Consider the following 20,493-nt stretch of genomic DNA (forward strand, 5'->3'; position numbering starts at 1 on the left):
CCGATGATCGCGGCCTGGGGGCGCGTGATCAGCGAGTGCTCCCCGCGCGGGCGGGGGTGAACCGAACGTACGGAGGCGGCCGGGATCTGCCCGCATTGATTCCCGCACAAGCGGAGTCGGGTTGGTGGGGTCTGGGTGAATTGCCTTCCAAGGATGTGTAGTTCGGCGCCGCGCGCGAAATTGTTGTGTGCTTCAACGCCGGAGCGATTACCAGAGACTCAGCGGTCTGCCGACCGCTGCGGCTCTACGGATTCGGAGGGCGGTGTCCGATGGGGATTCGCCGAGTGACAGCCCTCTGCGGATCGCGGCCCCGATGGCTCGCGAACGACCTGCAGGCCCGCGGAGATCCGCGAGGGGACTGTCAGGGTTGTGGCGTCGGGCCAGCCACTCCGCCCGGTTTTCCGCAGGGGTGCCCAGTCGTAGATGCTTGGGTTGCTGGCAGGAGTGGTTGTCACATGTGTGGCAGACGGAGGGGTGGTCGTCGCCCCAGCCGAGTCGTGGGATCACTCCGTGCGCGAGCTGGTAGCCGTAAAGGTGGGCAGGGATGGTCCCACGCCTGGTTCGCCCCGGCCGGGATGCGGCCCGGAATGAGGCGTGGCCGGTGCTGGAGATTCCGCCGAGGAAGAACCAGCAGTCCTCGGTTGACGAGGTTCGGTAGACCTTTGCCCAGTACCGGGCCTGAACGGACTCGTCGGCCAGCCAGGCTATCCATTCAACAGCCGGTATACGCACGGGCATTGGCTCGCCGATGAGGGAAAGTTGTTCATCAACGTGAACGGGCCCGGCCCCGTTCACCGCCGTGAGCGGGAAGAGGCCGGGCCCGAAGTCGGCTTCAGGCGGCATCAGCCCGGCTGTCGTTCGTCGCGACGACCGGGGTCGAGGCGCCCGAGGTCGAAGAGGCCGCCTCTGCCGCATCCGCCCGAGGCTTACGGGTTCGGGCGGGCCTGGGTCGCTCGGCACGGGCCCGCAGGGTCTCGATGATCTCCTTTGCCCGAGCGGCGGTAACAGGCTTCGCCTCACGTTCCAGTTCCTCTGCCGGGACGCCCAGCAGTTCCGAGACCAACTCGGCGTCGTTGTCGAACAGTCGCAGGACTACAGCAGCAGCTTCCCGTGCGGTGACGTCGGCCTTCTCCTTCGCCTTAGGGCCCTTCTGATGGCTCTTGGACGGTGTCGTGGAGCCAGATCACCATCGCGGCTGCGGTGAGGGTGCCGTTGAAGATGTAGTCGCGTTTGTCGTAGGGGCTGGCGACGGCGCGGAACTGCTTCCACTTGCTGACACACCGTTCGGCAGCGCTCCGGCGCTTGTACTGGGTCTTGTCGAAGGCTGGGGGCCGGCCGCCGGCCCGCCCCTTCCGCCGACGGTGGGCCCGCTGGTCCCCGGGCTGGGCGACGGTCGCCTTGATGTGCCTGCGTCGTAGGTAGGCCCGGGTCTCACGGCTGGAGTAAGCCTTGTCGCCACGCAACCGGTCCGGGCGGGTACGCGGCCGTCCCGGCCCGCGCCGCCCGACCCGCAACCCCTCCAGCACCGGAACGAGCATGGGGTTGTCGCCCCGCTGACCGGGCGAGGTCTGCCAGGTCAGCGGGCGGGCCCGGTCATCGGCCAGCAGGTGGACCTTGCTGGTCTTGTGTCCTGAACATGAAAGGGAGTTGGTAGTAGGACAGCTTCTGGAAATGGTGCTGTGCGAGAGATGAAGGTTTGGCCCTTCGGAGTCGCCCTGCGGGGGGAGGCTCCAAACCGCCTCATGCTGCGTTGGCTGAAGACCGTCGTGGTGAGCGATGAGGGAAAGGCGTCGTAAGAGGCGTCAGGTGGGGACTGGAAAGGCGAATGCAAGTGAATCGCTGCTGACGTGTCGAAAAAGGTAAAGACGGCATCGAAACCGGGGTGTGACCAGAATCCCGGGATGAGCCTGGCGGGTGCCCGTCTATTGGCCAGGTGGTGTCCGGCATGTAGGCGACGCGAGTCCAGTCTGCTGCTTTCGCATGGAACAGGAGAAGGCAGGTCCCGACACGCCCCGCCATGCGGCGGGGAAGAGGGAGTGCCCCAAGTGGCGGACACCACAAGGGGTCGAGTACCGACGCGGGACCTGCTGGCGGACCGGCTCGTAGTAGTGACGAAGCCCCTGTAACGGGGGTGGAGCGAAGGGGCCGGGTCGTTCGTGACTGTGTTGATCACATCAACCGGACTGCGTCCGGGAGGAGTGCGATGGGCCAGTTGAAGTCTCAGATCAAGCCGTTTGATATCTCGAAGTGGGAAGTCAAGGAGGCGTGGGAGGAAGTCAGGGCGAACAAGGGCGCACCCGGTGTGGATGGGCAGAGCATCGAGGACTTCGAGAAGGACCTGGCGAACAATCTGTACAAGGTCTGGAACCGAATGTCATCGGGCTCGTACTTCCCGCCTCCGGTGCGCGCGGTGGAGATCCCCAAGCCGCATGGTGGCGGCACGAGAATGCTCGGCATTCCCGCTGTCGCCGACCGCGTTGCCCAGACCGTGGTGGCCCGGCATCTGATGCGAAGAGTGGATCCGATTTTCCATCCTGACAGCTACGGATACCGGCCCGGACGGTCCGCCTTGGACGCAGTGGAAAGGTGCCGGGAGCGCTGCTGGAAGCGGGACTGGGTGGTGGAGTTCGACATCACCCGGTTCTTCGACAGCGTGCCCTGGGACCTGCTGGTCAAGGAGGTGGAAGCTCACACCGATGCCGTTTGGGTGAAATTGTGTGTGCGGCGGTGGCTCCATGCGCCGCTCGCCATGCCCGACGGTTCTCTGCTGGAACGGGAGTACGGAACCCCGCAAGGGGCGCCGGTTTCTCCTGTGTTGGCGAACCTGTTCCTGCACTATGCGTTCGATGCCTGGATGGCGCGGGAGTTCCCGAACATCTGGTTCGAACGGTATGCGGACGATGCGGTCCTGCACTGCGTCACCGAGCGTCAGGCCCGGCAGGTACTGGCCGCGCTCATGGACAGGATGGCCGAGGTCGGACTGCACCTGCACCCGGCCAAGACCCGGCTCGTGTACTGCAAGGACGGCAGACGTCGCGGCTCCTTCGAGCACACGGCGTTCACCTTCCTCGGCTACACGTTCCGAGCCAGACAAAACCGGGATCGCTACGGCAAGTCATTCCAGTCGTTCGATCCTGCTGTCAGTAGGGACGCCCTGAACAAGATGGGACGGGAAGTGCGCTCCTGGCACTTGCACACCCGCTCGGATCTCCCCTTCAAGGAGCTTGCCCGCAGGATCAACCCTGTCGTGGCCGGCTGGATCAACTACTACGGCCGGTTCAGGCCGTGGGAATTGAACCCCTTCTTGATGCGCATCAACGCCTACCTGGTGCGCTGGATCCGCCAGAAGTACAAGCGGCTTGCGGCTGAACGGAAAGCCATCGCGAAGATGCAGGAGATCGCCCGAAGGCACCCCCGCATGTTCACACATTGGCGCTGCACCGTCGCAGCCGTGATGACCTGAAGAACAGAACGACAAGAGCCGTGTAACGGGAGACTGTTACGCACGGATCTGTGAGAGCCGGGAGGTGAGATTCCTCCCGGCTACTCGGCAGTCCGCCCCGCGAGCGCCCCAGCGCCTCGCGCCCATCCGCTTCCACACGCGCCCCGCCCCCTTTTGCGGGAAGTCACGCGGCGGACGGTGCCGGGCCCCGGCCGCATGCTGACGCGCCCGGCACGAGGTGGAATCGATGTTCACCGCCCACTCCCGCTCCGCGTCCCGTGCCAGCGTGCTGTCCGGGTCGCCCGCATCCGCCTCGATCTGCAGAACGTCCAGGATCCGCCGCCAGGTCCCGTCCGCCGACCAGCGGCGATGCCGCTCATACACGGTCCGCCAAGGCCCGTACCGCTCCGGCAAGTCCGGCCACGGAACCCCGGTACGGGCCCTGAAGAGCACTCCGTTGACCACCCTGCGGTGATCGGCCCACTGCCCCCGGGCCCACCATTGACGGGCAACAGCGGTTCGATCGTCAGCCACTGCGCATCGGTCAGTTCATGACGCCGCACCATACGACGCACCTGCCCAACCCCAACCTTGATCCAACACCCCACCAAGAGCCATCAGAAGGGCCCTAGCAGTCGGCACGGTGCACAGATCCGCCGACGCTGCTCCGGCTCCGGCGGGATCACCGGAACGTCACCCACTGAGCGTTTTCCCACCTGACTGCGGAGGCGGACAACCGGCGGTGGAAGCCGAGTATCCGAGGCTGGGAGCCCGGCGGACGGGGCACGACCGGGACCGCGACGGGGCGGCTGTTGGGTCCTCGCGCGCGCCGACGGCCCGCTGTCGCCGGTGCCCAGGGCGCCACCGGGAAACCGGGGGAGGCCAGACACGGTCGACCGGCACTCAGTTCGGCATGCCCTGCGCGGGGAAGGCCGAGGTGACGACGCGGGCGGCGAACTTCCACTCGCCCCCGGCGCGGGCGTAGCGGTCGTCGTACTTGACGTGGGCGCGGGCGTAACCGCCGTCGGTCTTGATGATCTCGGTCAGGCAGTGGACGCTGCCTTCCGCATGGTCGCCGTCGATGCGGGTGATCAGGTGGTTGAACATCACGTGCACGACGTGCGTGGAGTTGGCCATGAGGGTGTCGCGGAAGAAGGTGCGGATCGCGTCGCGGCCCTCGAACAGACCGAATCCGCCTTCGGTCTCGTCCAGAATGCCGTCCTCGGTCCAGCAGCCGGCGGACTCGTCGAGCCGCCTCTCGTCGAAGGCAATCGCGTAGCGGCTGTTGAGGTCCTGGATTTCCGCCCGGTCGTCACTCATACGCCGACCATATTCCACAGCCCTCGCGCCCATTGGCCGGGCCGAGCGCGGCCGGGTTCCCTGGTCACGCCCGTACCCGGGACCAGGACACCGGGCCGGCCCCGGAAGCCCCGGAAGCCCCCCGGGAACCTCCACGGCCGGGCGGTCGGACCGGGCGGCGTACCCGCCGGAGCGTCGCCGGCTGGACTCCGAGGGCGACCAGCTGCCGACCGTACGGGGTGGGCATGGTGCTGCATCTGCACGCCGGTGCCACCCAGCGGCTTCACCGCGAAGCGGTAGCCCTCGATCGGGTCGTGAACAGATGTATCCCGTCGGGGGCCCGATGCAGTCGGGGGAGAAGGGGAGCGGCTCTTCGTGGCCCGAGCGCCGGCACGCCCGCTCGACAGGAGTCGAACGGACTGATCACCAGGCGTCTCTGGTCGCTTCGGACTTCCCCGACCAGCGACCCATGCCCTGAACGGGGACTGCGAGGGGCGGGGCCGGGGGCAGGGCGTCATCGGCAGAGGTCGGAAACGTTCATGAAGGGGCACCCGGCCGTCGGCCACGGTGGGGACGGGGGCGCCGGTGCGCTTCATAGCTGTTCCTGGCGAGGGACTGGGACTGCTCCTAGTCCGCCGGGCCGCGTGCCCGGGGATGTGCGGGCACAGGGCCGATCTGGTGCCTGGGCTGCGGAAGGGCGAGGTCCTTCTGTGGGGGTGCCGCATGTGTCATCCGTCGTGCGGTCATCCGTCGAGGGCGGCGGTCATGGCATCGAGGTCGGCCAGGAGTGCTGTCAGCCGGCGGGCGGGGATGTTTTTGATCATGCGTTCCTCGATGGCGTAGACGGCGCCGCGGGCAGTGTGCAGGCGCTGCTGTCCGGCCGCGGTGAGGTGGACGGGCAGGGCGCGGCCGTGGTCGGTGCTGGTCGCCTGGGTGATCAGGCCCGTGTCCTTGAGGCCGCGCAGGACGACGTTGGCCGACTGCCGGGTCACGAAGGTGCCCCGGGCCAGGTCGGCGTTGGACAGGCCGGGCTGTTGGTCGAGGAGTTCCAGGCAGGAGTACTGCGGCACGGTGAGGTCGTGTTCGCGCAGGGCCTTGTCCATCGCGCCGCGTAGGGCGGCGGCGGCCTGCTTGAGGCGGTATCCCACGTGCTCGGTGACGTCCTTGGCTGGGTGGGGAGGGGGCACGGGCGCACGGTCTTTCATGTCAGTATTTTGACATGCCGAAGGCTCGGTGCCTACGCTCATGCATGTCAAAGTCCTGACATCAATGTTCTGGCAGACCAAGCCCTGGAGTCACCATGACCACTACCGTCGAAGGCCCCGGTTTCATCGCCCTGCAGGTGAAGGACGTGCCGGCTGCCGCCGCGTTCTTCGAGGAACGGCTCGGGCTGCGGCGGGCCTCCGGTGGCCCGGCCCACGCGGTCGTCTTCGAGACCACCCCGGTTCCGTTCGCCGTCCGGGAGCTGTTGCCCGGTGTCGACCTGGACGACGTCGCACGCCCCGGCCTGGGCGTGGTGCTGTGGCTGCGGACAACCGACGCCCCGGCGCTGCGCGAGCAGCTCCTGGCGGCGGGCACGGAAGATGTCACTGAGCTGCAGGACAGCCCCTTCGGGCCGAAGTTCTCCTTCGCCGGCCCCGAGGGCTACGAGCTCACCGTGTACGGAGGCTGACCATGAAGGCCGTCGTCCTCACTCCCACAGGCCCGTTCTCACTCATGGCGAGTCTGCGCTTCCTGGAAGGCTTCACCCCGGCCTCCTACCGGGGAGGCCATGACGGGGTGCTGCGCCTGGCGTTTCCCTCGGACGACGGCCAGGTCACCGTCACCGCCGCCGTGCGGCAGGAAGCACCGCCGACGGAGGGATCCGGTTCCGGCGCGGGCGCTGTGCACGCCGACATCACCTTTCACCCGGCCGCCGCCGGGACCGGCACAGCGGCGTCCGCCGCCGCTGACCACCAGGAGTCCGCCATCGCGGATGTCGCCCGCATTCTCTCCCTGGATGTCGACGGCTCCAGCTTCCCGGCCCTCGCGTCGGCGGACCCGGTCGTGGCGGGACTCATGGAGGAGTTCCCTGAGCTGCGGCCGGTGTGCTTCAACTCCCCCTACGAGGCAGCGGCTTGGGCGGTCATCGGCAACCGGGTCCGTAAGAGCCACGCCGCAGCCGCCAAGACGCTCCTTGCCCAGCGGCACGGGCAGCGTGTCGAGGTCGCAGGGCAGGAGCTGTTCGCCTTCCCCGCCCCACACGTCCTGCGCGCGGTCACGAGCTTTCCCGGCCTGTCCGAGGTGAAGATCCAGCGGCTGCACGCCCTCGCCGACGCGTCGGCTGCGGGGCTTCTCGACGCCGCCGCCCTACGCGCCATGCCGGCCCAGGAGGCCCTCGCGGCGCTGCAGGAGCTGCCGGGCATCGGCCCGTTCTCCGCCGAACTCATCCTCATCCGCGGCGCCGGGCACCCCGACCTCTTCCCCCGCCACGAACCCCGGCTGCACACCGCCATGACCGCCGCCTACGGTCTCGAAGACGAGGCGTCGGCCGATGTGCCCGAACTGGCGCGCGTCGCAGAGCGCTGGAAGCCCTACCGCAGCTGGGTCGCACTCCTGCTGCGTGCCCATGCCGACCCGAACATCTCCAGACACAGGACCGTGCACAGGCAGGCACGGGCAGACACAGGCAGGGGCAGTGCGGCACGTGGCACGGACGTATCGCAGCCCAGTGAGACCGTCACATGGGCCACTCCAGGCCCGCACGACCACCTGACCGCACCAGTTCCTCCAGTGCGGACGCCGTGACGATCACGGCTCGGTAACGGCGCCCGGCGTAACGGCGCCCGGCGGCATGTCACACCGTTGACTTCCGCCACACACCCAGCAGATGATGGCGAGGCTCTTTCCGGAGTCCCGCCGTCATCCGCGTGAGGAGCAGCCTCACCATGACGAACACCAGCAGCGTTCGGCAGCCCGAACGCCAGAGCGCCGGGCCGGTCGAGGGGCGCCGAACGGCACCGTCGGACGGCGCGACGCCCTCCGCGACTGACCCTCAGAGCGGGGCAGGGGCGAGAGCCGCATATGGGGCCGGACCTGCATAGACGCTTTCTTAGACCTCTTCGGCCAAGGGGACCCCGAGCAAGTCCTCAAGCTGGGAAATCGTCTGCTGCGGTGCTTTTGCGTGGACCGCTGCGAAGCCGAGTTCGGCTGCCGGCGGGAGGTAGTCAGCGGTGTCATCGACGAAGACGCACTGCTCGGCGGGAAGGTCCAGAGGTTCCAGTACGGCCTTGAAGATCTCCGGGTCGGGCTTGCGCGTCCCGTGGTGCTCGGAGATCACAACGGCGTCGTACTGGTCGTCAAGGTCGTATCCGTCGTAGAGATTCCAGGGCGCGAGTCCGACGGAGTTCGACAGGATGCCGACCTTGATCCCCGCGCGGCGAGCTGCGGCAGCCGCGCTGATTATCAACGGTTCGGGGCGCAGGTCGGCGAAGATCCTGCCCATCAGATTCTCCGGGGCGACGCCGAGCCGCGCCGCCGCGGCCTCGTTCCACTGGCCCTGCGTGATCGCACCGCACTCCAGCTCGTGGGTGCGCCGAGTTCCTTCCTCGTCCAGGTAGAGCGCCGTGATGCACGCGCCCTCGACCAGCCCTTCGCGCTTCTCGAAGTCGAGCACCGCGGGCAGCAGTGGCGTGGTGAGTACCCCGCCGAAGTCGAGGACCAGGCCGGTGTGGTGGGACATGAGGGAACTCCAGGAGCGATGGTGGGGGGAGCGTCGGGCTGGGGGAAGCAGGCCCGGTTGCGGAGCCGGCGCGTGAAAGGCCGGGCTACTTGCGGATCAGGGACTGGACGATGCGGGCGCTCGGCCGCGGGGCGCGGTGTCGGTCGAAGAGACCGAAGGAGACGGTGTGCCCGTCGAGCCACTCGTAGTTGTCCACGCCGGTCCACAGGTGAACGCCGGTGATTTCCATGCCGCGGGTCATGGCGTCGTGGACCTGGCCGAGAGCATCTTGGAGGTAGGTGGCCCGTGCGCGGTCGTCCTCCCCGCCGTAGCCGATCTCGGCGACGAGGAACCGCTTGCCGGGCAACTCCGAGTTCAGCCTGTCGAGGACTTCGCCGAGGCCCGGTGCCCAGGACACGTAGCCCTGCGGTCCCACGGGCTCGCCCGCAGGGTAGGGACGGAGGTCTCCCGAGGGGCCGACCGTCGGTGTGAAGTAGTAGCTGAACCCGTACTGGTCGAATGCGTCCTGGTAGCGCGGTGTCCGGGCCAATTGCAGCCAGGAATCCCACACGACGGCGTCGACGAGGGCGGTGGCGGCTGCGGCATCGGTGCTGTCGTCGGCCGGGTGCAGCGGAAGCAGGGCCTCGTTGGTAGAGGTGGGCGTGCCGCCTTGGCGGAGCCGCAGTGCGGCCTCGAAGTCCGCCTGGTGGATGGCCTGTAGGACGGTGAGGAACTCTTCTTGCGAGGTGTGGCCGGGAGGGAACGTCCCTGTCAGGTATGCCTTCTGGGCGTATGCGGTGGGGTTGTTGACCGGCATCCAGCCGTCGACGAGGTCGCCGAAGGTCTCGGCGATGAAGTCCACGTGCCGGGCCCAGGTGGCGCTGGCCTTGGGGGAAAGGAACCCGCCCTCGGACGCGAACCAGGTCGGCAGGGCTGTGTGCAGGAGACAGACCCACATGGTCAGGCCCGCGTCGCGGCCGGTCTGGAGGATGTGCCGGTAGTGCTCGACCGCCTCTTGGTCGTGTCGCCCCGGCTGCGGCTCGATCCGGGCCCAGTCCAGGGACAGCCGGTGGTCGCTGAAACCCCAGTCCGCGAGCAGCGCGAAGTCCGACTTATAGAGCTTGTCGGAACCGTTCCCGTCTCCGCTGTGGGGAGCCTTCCCGGCCTGCTCCCAGGTCCACCAGTTGTCTGCTGATGTCGCCCCCTGGCATTGAGTGGCTGAGCTGGCGGTTCCCCAGGAGAAGTCGGTGGGAAAGCCGCTGGGGGCAAGTCCGGACGGGGACATGAGAGTGATCTCCTGATCGGTGCTGACTGGTCTTGCGCTCGGCGGTGGAAGGCCGTGGTGCGTAACCGGTGGCGTCATCCAGGAGGGGACCGCCGGTTAGGTATGTACCGCGGCGACGGACCTCGTATCGCTGCGTCACTCGGCGATTGCACGCCAGCGGGTCGGCTTCACGGCAGTGAGGTGAGTGCGGCGCACCCGCAGGAGACAGGCCGCTCGACGACGCAGTGCCGAGAACCGCGCGTCCTGCTGCCGGTCTCGGCCTATCACGTCGGCTCATGAGCGACGAGCCCTTCCTCGGCCCGCGCGAGCACGCACTGTGCTTCGGCGGTGGTGATCTCGGAGTACGTTCTGCGGACTCGCACCAGCCAGGTGGCTTCGGCGTCCGTGTCGGTAAACGGTTTGGTTTGCAGCAGTGCGGACGGATGACGGCTCGGCTGTCTGTCGGCGACGGCCAGCAGAGTGGCCTTGATCCAGTGCGCCTCTGCCGCCGGCTGGGAGTCGCTGTGTGACGTGGCAGCTTCTTCGGCAGCGATCAGTAGTTCGGCCGGGGCGAAGTAGTGCAGTTCGTCGGAGGCGTCTGCGATGTCCTGGGTCCACCGATCCAGTCGTACGTCGAGGGGCGTGTGCGAGCGGGCGAATTCGCGCAGGCGGGATCCAGGCGGGTACAGGCTGGTGCCGGGAAAGGCTTCCATCAGGTCGCGCCAGAGCGGGTAGAGCAGGTGGACGGTTCGCCACGTTCTCCAGTGAGCGGCTGCCGCCGTGGTGGTCGGGATGCTCGCACCCACCGCGACGATCAAGAACAGAGCATTCATCCATATCGCTGTCGCGGTGACGGTGTCCTGCACGATGCCCGGATCCAGCGGCGCGAGGGCCGCCACCCGGATCAGGGTCATGCGGGCCGCTACGTAGACCAGCCCCATCCACATCGAGATCGCCATCAGAACCAGGCCGACGCGCATGAGGGCGGTCTCCGCCCGCCGGGCCGCTCTTGTCCACTGGTAGCCGCAGACCGCAGTGGTGACGAGCGGAAAGAAGTAGAAGACGTTCATGTAGATCGCGGCGCCCCATTCACCCGCGTGGTCGGTGACGAAGTCCGCGCTCGGCGTCGTGCGGTCCACCACGGTGAAGAACAGCGGGGTCAGCAGGAGCACACCTACTACACCGGCCTTGTACGCCACGCGTGCGATCCAGCGGGAGACAGCTACGTGCTTCGGCACCACGGGTGCCGAGGTCTTGCCATAGCTGGTGGCTACGTACGTCAGAGCAGCCAGGATGGCTGAGGTGCTGGCGAAGTGTTTGAGCAGGGCATTGAGGTCGATGACCGGGATGTGTTCCACGGCATGCATCACGCCGCGTGTACTGAGCCACAAGGCCGCCGCGAATCCCGCGTAGCCGCCCCACAGGGCCCGGCGATGGGCGTCGCCGTATCGAACGGCCGGTACGCGCCACACTGCGACGACGGTCATCACGGACGCAGCGAGGTACTCGATCGTGGCAAGCACGCAGAGATGCTCCTTGCAGAGTTACGGCTTGCCGCGGCGCGGCGGGGCAACAGGGTGGGACAGCGAGGATTCGAGGAGGCTGACCATGTCGTCGCCGACATCGAGCTGCTGACGGGCGGACTGCTTGACGGCGCGCTTGATCAGGGACGCCGACAGCTCCGCCTGCTGTTCCTCGGGGCTGTCGTAGTTGACGCGCCCCTGGACCAGGGCGCTGGGGAAGCGACTCAGCAGCCCCTGGCGGACGTGCTCGGGCACATACCGTTCGATCTCGGCCCGCGACAGCGTAGTTCCGTGGTCCAACCACTCGTGGGCAAGCTCGTGGAGGATGACATGCTCGGTCTGATTCCGGCTCGCTCGCTGCCGGTACAGCACGAATGTGACTTCGGGCCCCTTAACCCGAAGACCACACGCCGTGCCCGGGCCCGCCCCGCGGTCGTCCAAGGGCACAAGCCGAATCCGGCGACCCAACGCGCCCTCCATGTTGCGCACCAGCGCCTCGACGCTGAAGCGGTCAGGCAGGGGAAGGCCGGCCAGCAGCTTCTGGCACTCCTTCAGTAGAGCGCGCCGTGAGCGGCTGCGGCGACGGAGCACCTTCAGCAGAGCGCGCCGTGAGCGGCTGCGGCGACGGAGCACCTTCAGCAGAGGCGATCTCGACCCTGCCAGAGGAGCGCTGTTTCGCCTCCACAGAGGTCTCCCCTCTTGCTCATGCCCCACTGCTGCACCCCAACGACGCGGCGCTCGTGGGGCCGGTCGTGCTGTGACGCGTAGCGGCCCCGTGCTGCCAGACGGGGCCGCCGACCAGGGAGACATCACCTGCGGACACCACAAGGACGCGAACTCCACTTGCCAGCACTCTCCAGAGGAACCAACCCCGGGAGGCAATGGCCCAAGCGCTGCGTGGGCGTTCACGCGGAACTTCTGACGCAGCGTTGGCCTGGACTCTAGGACACACGAAACAGTCCACAAATGATCGCAGGAACTACTGGTTCCGCTTACGGTTCCGGTAGGCTCGCCAGCTCCTCTGAGGCGTCGGTGACGTCGCGTGTCATACCGCCCTGAGCTGGTGAAACACCTAAATCGGGAGCCGGTCGGGACGGTCCTCCCGATGGGATAAGACCAGCCAGATTGTGCCCACGACTCAAGCGGGCTGTTCAGATGACTCTTGTTGATTTGCCCGGTTCGGGACGACGGGTGATCAGCCGCGTGCTACGCAATGCTCGGTCCCGTCGCGATCCACGTGCCACTCCGAGCTTCGAGTCCCTATTGGGCCCTCGGGCCGAACGCGGGCTCAGCCAGGAGGACGTTGCTCTGCTGTGCGGGGTCAGCGAGCGGTGGTACAGGAGGCTGGAGTCGGGTGAACCCCGCAACTACTTCGATGCCTTCCTCAGCGCCGTCTGCCGGGTGCTGGATCTGAGCGAGGGCGAGTGGGATCTCGTATCCAGTCTCAGCCGCAATCACGCGGCCCCGCGCGCTACGCCTGGCGAATCGACTCCTTGGACAAAACACCCTGCTCCAGGGCCGCTCCTGCGGGTGCGGTGCGTGAGCGAACGTCCCGCCGGCCATACCCGCCCCCACACCTCAGTGCCCTCCGCCTCGTCGTGAGGCGGAGGGCACTGAGGTGTGGGCTCGTGCTTGACCTAACCGGTGGTCAGCCTGCCCCGAGGGCGGTTCCGATGGCGTCGGCGGCGTCCCCGAGGGCGTCGCCCGCGTCCGTGGTGTCGGGGGTCGTCGGGGAGTCGCCGCTTCCCGGGTCCGGAGGAGTGTCGCCGCTGCGGGGGGTCGTCGGGCCGTCGCCGTCCCCGGGGGGCGCCGGCATGCCGCGCTCGCTCACGCCCGCACGCTGGAGCGTGTCCACCTCCTTCGGTAGCCAGTAGTAGGGCTTGGTGTTCACGATGAGGTCGTCGCCGCGGGCGCCGCCCGGCTGGAGTTCCGCGCCGAGGTTCGGGGAGTGGATCCGGTCGGCGGTCAGCTCCCAGTGCTGGCTCTCCTTGGACGGGTCACACCCCGCGGCTGACGTGTGGTAGTTGTCGCTGTCGCGATCGATGCACCACGTGTATCCGGTTTTCCCGAACGACAACAAGTACCTGCCGGGCACATCGCTGTAGCGCACGTTCACCCGGAAGTCTGTGCCGTCCTCCTTGTCCTTCTTCTCGTCGAACTCGTACAGGGATGGCCAGCCGAGAGTGATGAGCTTGTCCTGCTCATGCGCCGAGAAGTAGTGGTAGCTGCGGCCAGGTAGCGGGACGGCATCGCAGTCAGCGCCGTCTCTGCGGCAGTTCTGCTGCGCGATCGTGAGCAGGAAGTGGTCGGAGCTGATGCCCCGGCGCTCGACACTGAGGGTCCCGTTGGTCCGCTGCCCCGACATGAAGAAGTCCAGCTCGCCCCCGCCCTCCTGAGTGGGCTCGTCGGCGGCGATGACGCGGTCCTGGAGGGGCTGCGGGAGGCTGGCGGGCCCGTTGTTGAAGTCGGCGAGCATCAGCCAGTCCTGGCCCGGGTGCTGGCGCTCCATGAACTCTTCGGCCGCCTGGTACATGAGCGCGTTGTCGTTGGCCCGGCCTCCGTGGGACCTGGCGTGGCCGGTGAAGTACCAGTCATTGCCGATCTGCACGCCCATGATGGGCCGGGAGTCGTCGTTGTCGTTGTCGGAGTGGACGGGAAGGACCACGGCGTCAACCGCCGTCTCCCGGGTGACGATGGCGAGGCCGTTGCGCTGCTGACCGGTGCTGCCCCAGTAGATGTTCACTACATCCGGTCGCGTCTCGGTGCCCATCTGCCAGATGTGCTCGGCGACGCCCGGCTGCGGGAAGACCCGGTCGGTCCACCGTCCGGGCGGCTCGTTGCCCGCTTCCTGAAGAGCCACGACCTCGACGCCGTCATTGAGCCGGGGCTGGACGCTGGTATGCCAGCGCGATTCCGGCCGGCCATCGCCGCCCTGGAACTGGCCTTCCATGTTCCAGGAGCCGACCGTACGGTCCGTCGCGGCGGCATGCGCCGGCGTCGAAGCGCCGGGGAGATCCACCACGGTCAGCGACACGGCCAGCAGGACACCGACAGGCAACAACCGGGCCAGTCTCGTCAGTGCGGCACGTGGCTGAAGTCTGGGTAATCGCATAGGTTTCGGCACACTCCTCTCCTACTGCGGCTGACTCCATGGCGGGGGCAGCCAGTTGCCGGACAACACTAGTGAGCCGACGGAGAGGTTGTTAGCACTAGGTTTCCCTCACAGCGTTAACTTCTTCGGCCAGTGCGCCCCTTCTTGAGGGACGGTGAGTCTGTGGCCGCTGCTACCGAACCCGTCCGTGGAAACCGTTGTCATCGAATCCAGTCGCCGCATCTGAGGACGATGCTCATGCGCTCGGCCCCACGGGCCGCGCTGTCAACACGTCAGCCCCGCATTCCTGCACCGAAGTCGTCCGGGAGGCAGGTGCCCGCCAGCGTGCCGTCGTAGCCCGTGTCCCGTACGAGGGCTTCCAGACTCGGGTACTTCGGGCCGCCTTCGCCTGCCATGGCCTCGAAGTCGACGCGGGTCAGCTCGTGGCAGCGTCCTGCCCGGCGGCCCGGGACCTGGTGGCGGCGAGCCGATAGGACTCGGTACCGGTCCCGATGATGTTGCCGCCGATGTGGACTGACGGCGGGGCAGACGGTGATGGACCGGTCGATGATCTGTTCCAGCACGTCCTGTCGGAGATCCAGGCCCGTGCTCGTCCTCCAGGGGCAGTGCTCGATGGTGTCCACTCCGGCGTCCATGGCCGCCGCGATGCCATCGGTACCGTGCGCGTGGGCTGCCACCGGTACACCCGCGTTGTGGGCTTCGTCCACGAGGGCCGCGAGTTCGTCGGGCGAGAACTGGCTCTCGGAGCTCTTCGGGCCGTCCTTTGTGAGTCCACCGCCCGTGACCATGGCGTGGTCAACGAGCGCTGTGATCTATCTGACCTTTTCGCTTCTTGTGGCAGAACCCAGGATTCTGAACGCACCTATAGCTGGGAGCTTGGGAGTCGTACGGCCTTGGGCTGCGGTCGAATGGCGCGTGGATCTATGCGACGGTGGTGAGATCCTCGGCCGCGGCTGATGTCCCAGGCTGGCTCATGGCCCACTCAACGGCGGCCACCACGTCGTCGTCGGCGGAGTCCAGGAGGTGGCCGTAGCGGTCGACGGTGGTGGTGATGGACTCGTGCCCGAGCCGTCCCTGGATCACCGGGAGCGGGACCTTGCCGGCGATCAGCCACGACGCGTGCGTGTGGCGGAGATCGTGCACGCGCGGCCTCTTCGTCAGGTCGGCCGCGTTGGCAGCGTCCAGGGCGGGCCTCCAGCGATGCGCGAAGAAGAAGCCAGAGTGCCAAGCCCCTCCGCCTGGGGCCGTGAAGATCAGGTCCTGCGGCTGCTTGCCCAGGCACGCGCGCTTGAACAGCTTCACCTGCTCAGAAGTGAGAACAAGGGTTCGCCGGGACTTCTTCGTCTTGGGGGCCCCGAGATATGTGCCGCCTTCGGCGCGACGCTTCCACGCGCGCTGCACCCGGAGCGTGGACCGCTTGCTGGTGAACGTGAAGTCACGGGGCTGGAGAGCGGTCGCTTCGCCCCACCGCAGACCGGTGCCGGCCAAGGCATCCACAAGATCGACGGCGTCGTCCTTGAGGTGCGCGCGCGGGACAGCGTACGCCTCCGGCTCAAGGAACACCTCTTCATCCTCGACCTCGTCCCCCTTGGGTAGCCGCGTATGCGTGCACGGGTTCGAGTCGCGTAGAGGGGGATCGGCGGTCACGGCGGTCTGGAGGATGCCGAAGAGTAGCCCGTGGAGATCGGAGATGGTCTTCGGGGCGTATGCCCTCCGAGCGGTACCGGGCTCGTGGTGCGGCCCCGGACGCCCTTCTCTGAGGTCGTTGATCCAGTGGCTGACGTGATCGCGCGTGATCCTGCTCGGGTGTTCCGAGACGGTGAGGTCCCGAAACCACGGGACCATGTGGTTCTCGATGAACCGCCGATAGTTGGTTCGCGTGTGCCCGGATATGTCCGTGAGTAGCTCGACGTACTTGCGCGCGTAGGTGGGGAAGATGTGCTCGGCGGGGCACTCCGGCTCGCTCGACTCGGCGAACCCCTCACCCTTGACCCAGCGGGGCGGCCATCGCTGTCCGTGACCGTTCACCAGGTCGCGGAAACGCTTTGCCGATGTCTCGTCGTCGAAGCTCTCGTGCTCCCACTTGCCGCTACGGCTGCCTCCGGCACGCCAAACGACTCTGTACGTCGTGTCGCCGGACTGCCTCTGGTAGGTCTTGATGCTTGCCGTGGCAGGCATCGTAAGGGGCCCCGTGTGGCAAATGTGAGGCGAGAATCCTGCAGAGACGCCCCCGAAGGGACGTTTCTGCAGGTCGGGTCACTACTGCCCCGTGGGGCGGGTGGGACTCGAACCCACGGCCGACGGATTATGAGTCCGCTGCTCTAACCGGCTGAGCTACCGCCCCGAAACGGCGCACCGCGCACATCTGTGCGCGCCGTCTGCCGCAGCATAGCTGCTCATACGATCTGCCGCCCGTGCCGGGGGAGATCTACGCAGGTGAGGACCCCGGTGCAGGGGTGATCGGTTCCCGGATCCGGTCAACTGCCAAGCCGGACAAGGAAAAAACGTGAGCGGGCACGGAAAAAGGGCCCCCGGAGGGGCCCTTTCGGGTGGTGCTCCCGCGACTGGACTCGAACCAGTAACCTGCCGGTTAACAGCCGGCTGCTCTGCCGATTGAGCTACACGGGACCGTTTCGCCGGTCGCGCTCCGTTGCTGGAGGCGCTCCCTTGCGGCGAGGAATACATTAGCGCATGCCAGGGGGTGCTCCGAAATCGGTATTGCCGCTGCCTCCGCGCGGTACCCCCGTGGGCAGCGGTGCACACCGGGAAGGGCACGGAAGCACCCAGGGAACCGAGACGCCGAGAGTAAGGGGCTGGGCATGCGCTACCGGCTGACATTCGCATCTGGACTGGCCGTCGGGTATCTGCTCGGCACACGTGCCGGGCGTGAGCGCTACGAGCAGATCAGGAAGGGCGTGCGGAGGATCGCGGAGAACCCCGCTGTCCGCAACGTGGGAGAGGCCGCGGCGCTCAGCGGCCGTGAGGCCGCAGCCAAGGCGGCGGGCGCCGTGGGGGAGCGGCTGCCCTCCTCCGTGAGTGACCGGGTCAGGGCCGTCGGCGACCGGCGGACGCGCTCGTCCACCGAGTGGGGCGGCACGGACGCCGGCTAGGACGGCAGCTTGACGCGGGGGCTCTTGGCTCCGCTGCCCTTGAGCAGCGGGGCCAGGAGGTCGCCGTGGCTCTTGATGCGGTCGGGCAGGTCGGCGGTGACGAAGACCAGGTCGTCCACGCTGCCGGCCTCCGCCAGCTCCTCCCAGGTGACGGGGGTGGAGACGGTGGGCTGGTCCTTGGCGCGCAGCGTGTACGGCGCGGCCGTGGTCTTGGCCTGGTTGTTCTGGGACCAGTCGACGAAGACCTTGCCGGGGCGCAGGTCCTTGGCCATCTTGCTGACGGCCCGGTCGGGGAGGTCGGCCGCCGCCTCCCTGGCGAGCTTCTTCGCGTAGTCGGAGGCGTCGGAGGAGTCCTGGCGCTTGATGGGTGCGAGCAGGTGGAGGCCCTTGGAGCCGGTGGTCTTGGGCAGCAGGGTGATGCCGTCCTGCTCGGCGCGGTCGCGGAGCCATTCGGCGACGTCGCGGCAGTCCAGGATGTCGGCGCCTTCGCCCGGGTCCAGGTCGAACACGAGGCGGTCGGCCATGCCCTGGTGGCCTACGCGCCACTGCGGGGTGTGCAGTTCGAGCGCGGCGAGATTGGCCGCCCAGACGAGGCTGGCCTCGTCCTGGAGGAGGACCTGGTGCAGAGGCTTCTTGCTGGCGACCGTGATCTCGTCGGTGGTCACCCAGTCGGGGGTGCCGCGCGGAACGTGCTTGGTGAAGAACTTCTCGCCCTCCACGCCGTCGGGGTAGCGCAGGAAGGAGAGCGGGCGTCCTTCGAGGTGGGGGAGGAGGGTGTCGGCGACGGAGGCGTAGTAGTGGATGGCCTCTCCCTTGGTGAAGCCCGTGGAGGGGTAGAGCACCTTGTCGAGGTTGCTGAGGGCCAGACGGTGGCCCCCGATCTCCGTGTGCGGCATACCCTGAGAGTCCCATAGAAGGGACAAAGTATGCGGTCCATCTGGAAAGGGTCCATTTCCTTCGGTTTGGTCTCGATCCCGATCAAGGTGGTGTCCGCCACCGAGAACCACAGCGTCTCCTTCCACCAGGTGCACACAGCGGACGGCGGCCGGATCAGGTACCGCAAGGTGTGCGAACTGGACGGGGAAGAGGTGCCTCGTGAGGAGATCGGGCGCGGCTTCGGTACCGAGGACGGCAGGACCGTGCTGCTGACCGATGACGACATGGCCGCGCTGCCGCTGCCCACGGCCAGGACCGTGGAGATCCTCGGCTTCGTGCCCGCCGAGCAGATCGACCCGATCCAGCTCGACCGCTCGTACTACCTGGCCGCCGACGGAACGCGCGCCGACAAGCCGTACGTGCTGCTGCGGGAGGCGCTGAACAGGTCGGGCAAGGTCGCCGTCGCCAAGCTGGCCATGCGGGGGCGCGAGAGCCTGGGGATGCTCCGCGTCTACGAGGACGCGCTGGCGCTGCACACCATGTTGTGGCCGGACGAGATCCGCTCGGTGAGCGGGGTCGCGCCCGAGGAGCAGGTCACCGTGCGGGACGCGGAACTGGACCTGGCCGACACCCTGATGGAGACGCTGGGCGAGCTGGACTGGAGCGAGCTGCACGACGAGTACAGGGAGGCGCTGGAGCAGCTCGTCGCGGCGAAGGCGCAGGGCGGAGGTCTGGAGGCCGTCGGGGGAGAGGCGCGTAAGAAGGCGGGTTCGGGCAAGCTCGTGGACCTCATGTCCGTACTGGAACGCAGCGTCAAGGAGGCGCAGAGCGGCGGCGAGGGCCAGGCGACCGTGCACGAGCTGTCCGAGCGGCGCGGGGGCACGTCGGGTGCGGGGGCCGGCGGGGGCAAGAAGGCCGCCAAGAAGGCGGCGGGGCGCAAGGCACCCGCCAGGAAGGCGGCATCCGGAGGGTCAGGCTCCGGCGGTTCGGGCGGCTCCGCCAGGAAGAGCGGGACCGGGAAGACGGCTGCCAAGAAGACCGCGGCCAAGAAGACGGCGGCCAAGAAGGCGGCGGCCAAGAAGACCGCCTCGAAGAGCACGCGGACACGCAGGACGGCCTGAGCGCGGCGTGCGCACTCGGGCGGTCAGCCGCCGAACGGGGAGGGGGAGGGGCCTGGGCGTCCGGGGCGGCGGGCGCCGGGGAGGAAGAGCACCGAGTTCACATAGCGGCGGTGGGGAGCCAGGGAGCGCCGCAGGAGGCCGTGTTCGGCGACGTGCCCGGTGCGCCGCTGGTGCGCTGCCAGATCGAAGTCGGCGAGCGGGGTCCAGTCGCGTGCGGGCAGCACCCAGCCCTCGTAGCCGAGTGCGGACAGCAGGGAGAGCACCGGCGCGAGCGGCTGGATGCGCAGCTCCAACTCGATGAAGAGCGCGGGCTGTTCCCGCTTGACGGTGGCCTCGGCGCCGTGCAGGACGGCCAGTTCGCTGCCGTCCACGTCGATCTTCAGCAGGGTCACGTCCGTGAGCCCCAGCTCGTCCAGCGGCAGGCAGGGCACGTCCAGCGTGGTGTCGTGCACCTCGCGCCGTACGAGCGAGGAGACGCCGCGGTCGCCGCGCCCGTCGGGCGGAAGCCACAGCGTGGCCGTACCGGAGTGGTCGCTCGCCGCTGCCTGGAGGATCTCGGCGTTGGGTGGCGCGGTGGCGCGCAGGTGGCGTGCGAGGTGGGGTACGGGCTCGATCGTGACCACCCGGTCGGCCCGGCGCGCCAGGCGGCGCGTCCACGGGCCGTACCAGCCGCCGATGTCCACGGCCGTGCCCCCGTGCGGGCAGAAGTCCGCGAGGTGGCGCAGTTCGGGCTCGAAGCGGGGGTAGAGCAGGTCGGTCGCCCTGGCCAGCAGGCTTCCCGGCAGGTGGGGGCCGATGCGGGATGCGAGGGTCATGAGGGGGGATCCTCCGGGTCGTTGACGCGCTTGAGGAGCTGTCGGTGCTCCTCCTCTGCGACCTGCTCGCCGGAGGACGGGAGGAGCTGCGGAATCCCGTCCACGATGGGGTAACGGCGGCGCAGGCGCGGGTTGTAGAGCGCCTCCTCGGGCTGGAGCAGGGTGAGCGGCCCCTTGTCCAGCGGACAGGCGAGGATCTTGAGAAGGGGATCGTCGGCGGAGATACGGCGC

The 20,493-nt window shown here is 67.9% G+C and carries 19 protein-coding genes, 2 tRNA genes, 1 pseudogene and 1 CRISPR repeat array (1 of these 23 only partly in view); of the genes and pseudogenes, 6 read left to right on the top strand and 16 right to left on the bottom strand.

All coding sequences use genetic code 11. From position 1 onward, the window contains the following. Positions 1–64: direct repeats of the CRISPR family, unit length 29 nt; unit sequence GTGCTCCCCGCGCGGGCGGGGGTGAACCG; it begins 636 nt to the left of the window's first position. 1,075 nt (positions 65–1,139) lie between these two features. Continuing rightward, positions 1,140–1,778, bottom strand: a complete 639-nt coding sequence (locus NMN56_RS01160) for a transposase (protein WP_347178566.1) — start codon at positions 1,776–1,778, stop codon at positions 1,140–1,142. 425 nt (positions 1,779–2,203) lie between these two features. Here NMN56_RS01160 and ltrA point away from each other — a divergent pair, with 425 nt between their 5' ends. Next, complete coding sequence (gene ltrA / locus NMN56_RS01165; protein ID WP_274039742.1) at positions 2,204–3,463, top strand: group II intron reverse transcriptase/maturase; 1,260 nt, start codon at positions 2,204–2,206, stop codon at positions 3,461–3,463. An 88-nt stretch (positions 3,464–3,551) separates the two neighbouring features. Here ltrA and NMN56_RS01170 read toward each other — a convergent pair. The 3 genes and pseudogenes from NMN56_RS01170 to NMN56_RS01180 form a co-directional block, all read right to left on the bottom strand. Further along, a pseudogene (locus tag NMN56_RS01170) lies at positions 3,552–4,005 on the bottom strand (IS5 family transposase); the annotation flags it as partial. 340 nt (positions 4,006–4,345) lie between these two features. Next, positions 4,346–4,762 carry a nuclear transport factor 2 family protein gene (locus tag NMN56_RS01175; protein ID WP_274039741.1) on the bottom strand — a complete coding sequence of 139 codons (417 nt, stop codon included), beginning with the start codon at positions 4,760–4,762 and terminating at the stop codon, positions 4,346–4,348. 722 nt (positions 4,763–5,484) lie between these two features. Next, positions 5,485–5,946 carry a MarR family winged helix-turn-helix transcriptional regulator gene (locus tag NMN56_RS01180; RefSeq protein ID WP_274039740.1) on the bottom strand — a complete coding sequence of 154 codons (462 nt, stop codon included), beginning with the start codon at positions 5,944–5,946 and terminating at the stop codon, positions 5,485–5,487. A gap of 95 nt (positions 5,947–6,041) precedes the next feature. On the opposite strand from NMN56_RS01180, the gene NMN56_RS01185 reads away from it, so the two are divergent. Together NMN56_RS01185 and NMN56_RS01190 are read left to right on the top strand one after the other, a co-directional pair. Next, positions 6,042–6,413, top strand: coding sequence for a VOC family protein (locus NMN56_RS01185; protein ID WP_274039739.1), 372 nt, complete (start codon positions 6,042–6,044; stop codon positions 6,411–6,413). Positions 6,414–6,415: 2 nt separating this feature from the next. Further along, complete coding sequence (locus tag NMN56_RS01190; RefSeq protein ID WP_274039738.1) at positions 6,416–7,528, top strand: DNA-3-methyladenine glycosylase family protein; 1,113 nt, start codon at positions 6,416–6,418, stop codon at positions 7,526–7,528. A 304-nt stretch (positions 7,529–7,832) separates the two neighbouring features. On the opposite strand, the gene NMN56_RS01195 is transcribed toward NMN56_RS01190, so the two are convergent. The 4 genes from NMN56_RS01195 to NMN56_RS01210 all read right to left on the bottom strand — a co-directional run bounded on the left by NMN56_RS01195 (position 7,833) and on the right by NMN56_RS01210 (position 11,528). Then, complete coding sequence (locus NMN56_RS01195; protein WP_274039737.1) at positions 7,833–8,462, bottom strand: HAD-IA family hydrolase; 630 nt, start codon at positions 8,460–8,462, stop codon at positions 7,833–7,835. Positions 8,463–8,547: 85 nt separating this feature from the next. Beyond that, the gene (locus tag NMN56_RS01200) at positions 8,548–9,726 is read right to left on the bottom strand and encodes a family 1 glycosylhydrolase (protein ID WP_274039736.1); all 1,179 of its coding nucleotides are present in this window, start codon (positions 9,724–9,726) and stop codon (positions 8,548–8,550) included. Positions 9,727–9,989: 263 nt separating this feature from the next. Beyond that, positions 9,990–11,195 (bottom strand): MAB_1171c family putative transporter, encoded by a 1,206-nt coding sequence (locus tag NMN56_RS01205; RefSeq protein ID WP_347178555.1) that lies wholly within the window; start codon positions 11,193–11,195, stop codon positions 9,990–9,992. A gap of 54 nt (positions 11,196–11,249) precedes the next feature. Next, entirely contained in the window at positions 11,250–11,528 is a 279-nt protein-coding gene (locus tag NMN56_RS01210; RefSeq protein WP_274039734.1) for a hypothetical protein, read from the bottom strand. Positions 11,529–12,383: 855 nt separating this feature from the next. Here NMN56_RS01210 and NMN56_RS43165 point away from each other — a divergent pair. Beyond that, positions 12,384–12,830, top strand: a complete 447-nt coding sequence (locus tag NMN56_RS43165; protein WP_430542438.1) for a helix-turn-helix domain-containing protein — start codon at positions 12,384–12,386, stop codon at positions 12,828–12,830. 46 nt (positions 12,831–12,876) lie between these two features. Here the strand turns inward: NMN56_RS43165 and NMN56_RS01215 are convergent, their stop codons facing one another. The 5 genes from NMN56_RS01215 to NMN56_RS01235 all read right to left on the bottom strand — a co-directional run bounded on the left by NMN56_RS01215 (position 12,877) and on the right by NMN56_RS01235 (position 16,968). Further along, positions 12,877–14,340, bottom strand: coding sequence for an endonuclease/exonuclease/phosphatase family protein (locus tag NMN56_RS01215; RefSeq protein WP_274039733.1), 1,464 nt, complete (start codon positions 14,338–14,340; stop codon positions 12,877–12,879). A gap of 272 nt (positions 14,341–14,612) precedes the next feature. After that, complete coding sequence (locus NMN56_RS01220) at positions 14,613–15,128, bottom strand: amidohydrolase family protein (RefSeq protein WP_274039732.1); 516 nt, start codon at positions 15,126–15,128, stop codon at positions 14,613–14,615. A gap of 133 nt (positions 15,129–15,261) precedes the next feature. Further along, complete coding sequence (locus tag NMN56_RS01225) at positions 15,262–16,518, bottom strand: tyrosine-type recombinase/integrase (RefSeq protein WP_274039731.1); 1,257 nt, start codon at positions 16,516–16,518, stop codon at positions 15,262–15,264. 92 nt (positions 16,519–16,610) lie between these two features. Beyond that, a tRNA-Ile gene (locus tag NMN56_RS01230) sits at positions 16,611–16,684 on the bottom strand. Positions 16,685–16,895: 211 nt separating this feature from the next. Further along, a tRNA-Asn gene (locus NMN56_RS01235) sits at positions 16,896–16,968 on the bottom strand. Between the two features lie 191 nt (positions 16,969–17,159). Here NMN56_RS01235 and NMN56_RS01240 point away from each other — a divergent pair. After that, positions 17,160–17,450 carry a YtxH domain-containing protein gene (locus tag NMN56_RS01240; protein WP_274039730.1) on the top strand — a complete coding sequence of 97 codons (291 nt, stop codon included), beginning with the start codon at positions 17,160–17,162 and terminating at the stop codon, positions 17,448–17,450. Here NMN56_RS01240 and ligD read toward each other — a convergent pair. Further along, entirely contained in the window at positions 17,447–18,346 is a 900-nt protein-coding gene (ligD, locus tag NMN56_RS01245) for a non-homologous end-joining DNA ligase (protein ID WP_274039729.1), read from the bottom strand. The two genes, NMN56_RS01240 and ligD, sit on opposite strands and share 4 nt — an antisense overlap. Before the next feature lie 30 nt (positions 18,347–18,376). Between ligD and ku the strand changes: the two genes are divergently transcribed. Further along, positions 18,377–19,447 (top strand): non-homologous end joining protein Ku, encoded by a 1,071-nt coding sequence (ku, locus tag NMN56_RS01250; protein WP_274039728.1) that lies wholly within the window; start codon positions 18,377–18,379, stop codon positions 19,445–19,447. A gap of 23 nt (positions 19,448–19,470) precedes the next feature. Here ku and NMN56_RS01255 read toward each other — a convergent pair whose 3' ends face one another. Both NMN56_RS01255 and NMN56_RS01260 read right to left on the bottom strand, forming a co-directional pair. Beyond that, positions 19,471–20,262, bottom strand: coding sequence for an FkbM family methyltransferase (locus NMN56_RS01255; protein ID WP_274039727.1), 792 nt, complete (start codon positions 20,260–20,262; stop codon positions 19,471–19,473). Further along, positions 20,259–20,486, bottom strand: coding sequence for a Trm112 family protein (locus NMN56_RS01260; protein ID WP_274039991.1), 228 nt, complete (start codon positions 20,484–20,486; stop codon positions 20,259–20,261). Before NMN56_RS01260 ends, NMN56_RS01255 begins: the two co-directional genes overlap by 4 nt. Positions 20,487–20,493: the final 7 nt, after the last annotated feature.

This window comes from Streptomyces iconiensis (genome assembly GCF_028657195.3).
In the GTDB taxonomy this organism is placed as follows: domain Bacteria; phylum Actinomycetota; class Actinomycetes; order Streptomycetales; family Streptomycetaceae; genus Streptomyces; species Streptomyces iconiensis.

What these genes read in the sequence shown, in the direction of transcription:
- NMN56_RS43165 (WP_430542438.1), top strand. Translation starts at nt 12,384, where the DNA reads ATGACTCTTGTTGATTTGCCCGGTTCGGGACGACGGGTGATCAGCCGC.
- NMN56_RS01190 (WP_274039738.1), top strand. Translation starts at nt 6,416, where the DNA reads ATGAAGGCCGTCGTCCTCACTCCCACAGGCCCGTTCTCACTCATGGCG.
- ltrA (WP_274039742.1), top strand. Translation starts at nt 2,204, where the DNA reads ATGGGCCAGTTGAAGTCTCAGATCAAGCCGTTTGATATCTCGAAGTGG.
- NMN56_RS01220 (WP_274039732.1), bottom strand. Translation starts at nt 15,128, where the DNA reads ATGGTCACGGGCGGTGGACTCACAAAGGACGGCCCGAAGAGCTCCGAG.
- ku (WP_274039728.1), top strand. Translation starts at nt 18,377, where the DNA reads ATGCGGTCCATCTGGAAAGGGTCCATTTCCTTCGGTTTGGTCTCGATC.
- NMN56_RS01225 (WP_274039731.1), bottom strand. Translation starts at nt 16,518, where the DNA reads ATGCCTGCCACGGCAAGCATCAAGACCTACCAGAGGCAGTCCGGCGAC.
- NMN56_RS01185 (WP_274039739.1), top strand. Translation starts at nt 6,042, where the DNA reads ATGACCACTACCGTCGAAGGCCCCGGTTTCATCGCCCTGCAGGTGAAG.
- NMN56_RS01240 (WP_274039730.1), top strand. Translation starts at nt 17,160, where the DNA reads ATGCGCTACCGGCTGACATTCGCATCTGGACTGGCCGTCGGGTATCTG.
- NMN56_RS01195 (WP_274039737.1), bottom strand. Translation starts at nt 8,462, where the DNA reads ATGTCCCACCACACCGGCCTGGTCCTCGACTTCGGCGGGGTACTCACC.
- NMN56_RS01255 (WP_274039727.1), bottom strand. Translation starts at nt 20,262, where the DNA reads ATGACCCTCGCATCCCGCATCGGCCCCCACCTGCCGGGAAGCCTGCTG.
- NMN56_RS01175 (WP_274039741.1), bottom strand. Translation starts at nt 4,762, where the DNA reads ATGAGTGACGACCGGGCGGAAATCCAGGACCTCAACAGCCGCTACGCG.
- NMN56_RS01180 (WP_274039740.1), bottom strand. Translation starts at nt 5,946, where the DNA reads ATGAAAGACCGTGCGCCCGTGCCCCCTCCCCACCCAGCCAAGGACGTC.
- ligD (WP_274039729.1), bottom strand. Translation starts at nt 18,346, where the DNA reads ATGCCGCACACGGAGATCGGGGGCCACCGTCTGGCCCTCAGCAACCTC.
- NMN56_RS01200 (WP_274039736.1), bottom strand. Translation starts at nt 9,726, where the DNA reads ATGTCCCCGTCCGGACTTGCCCCCAGCGGCTTTCCCACCGACTTCTCC.
- NMN56_RS01215 (WP_274039733.1), bottom strand. Translation starts at nt 14,340, where the DNA reads ATGCGATTACCCAGACTTCAGCCACGTGCCGCACTGACGAGACTGGCC.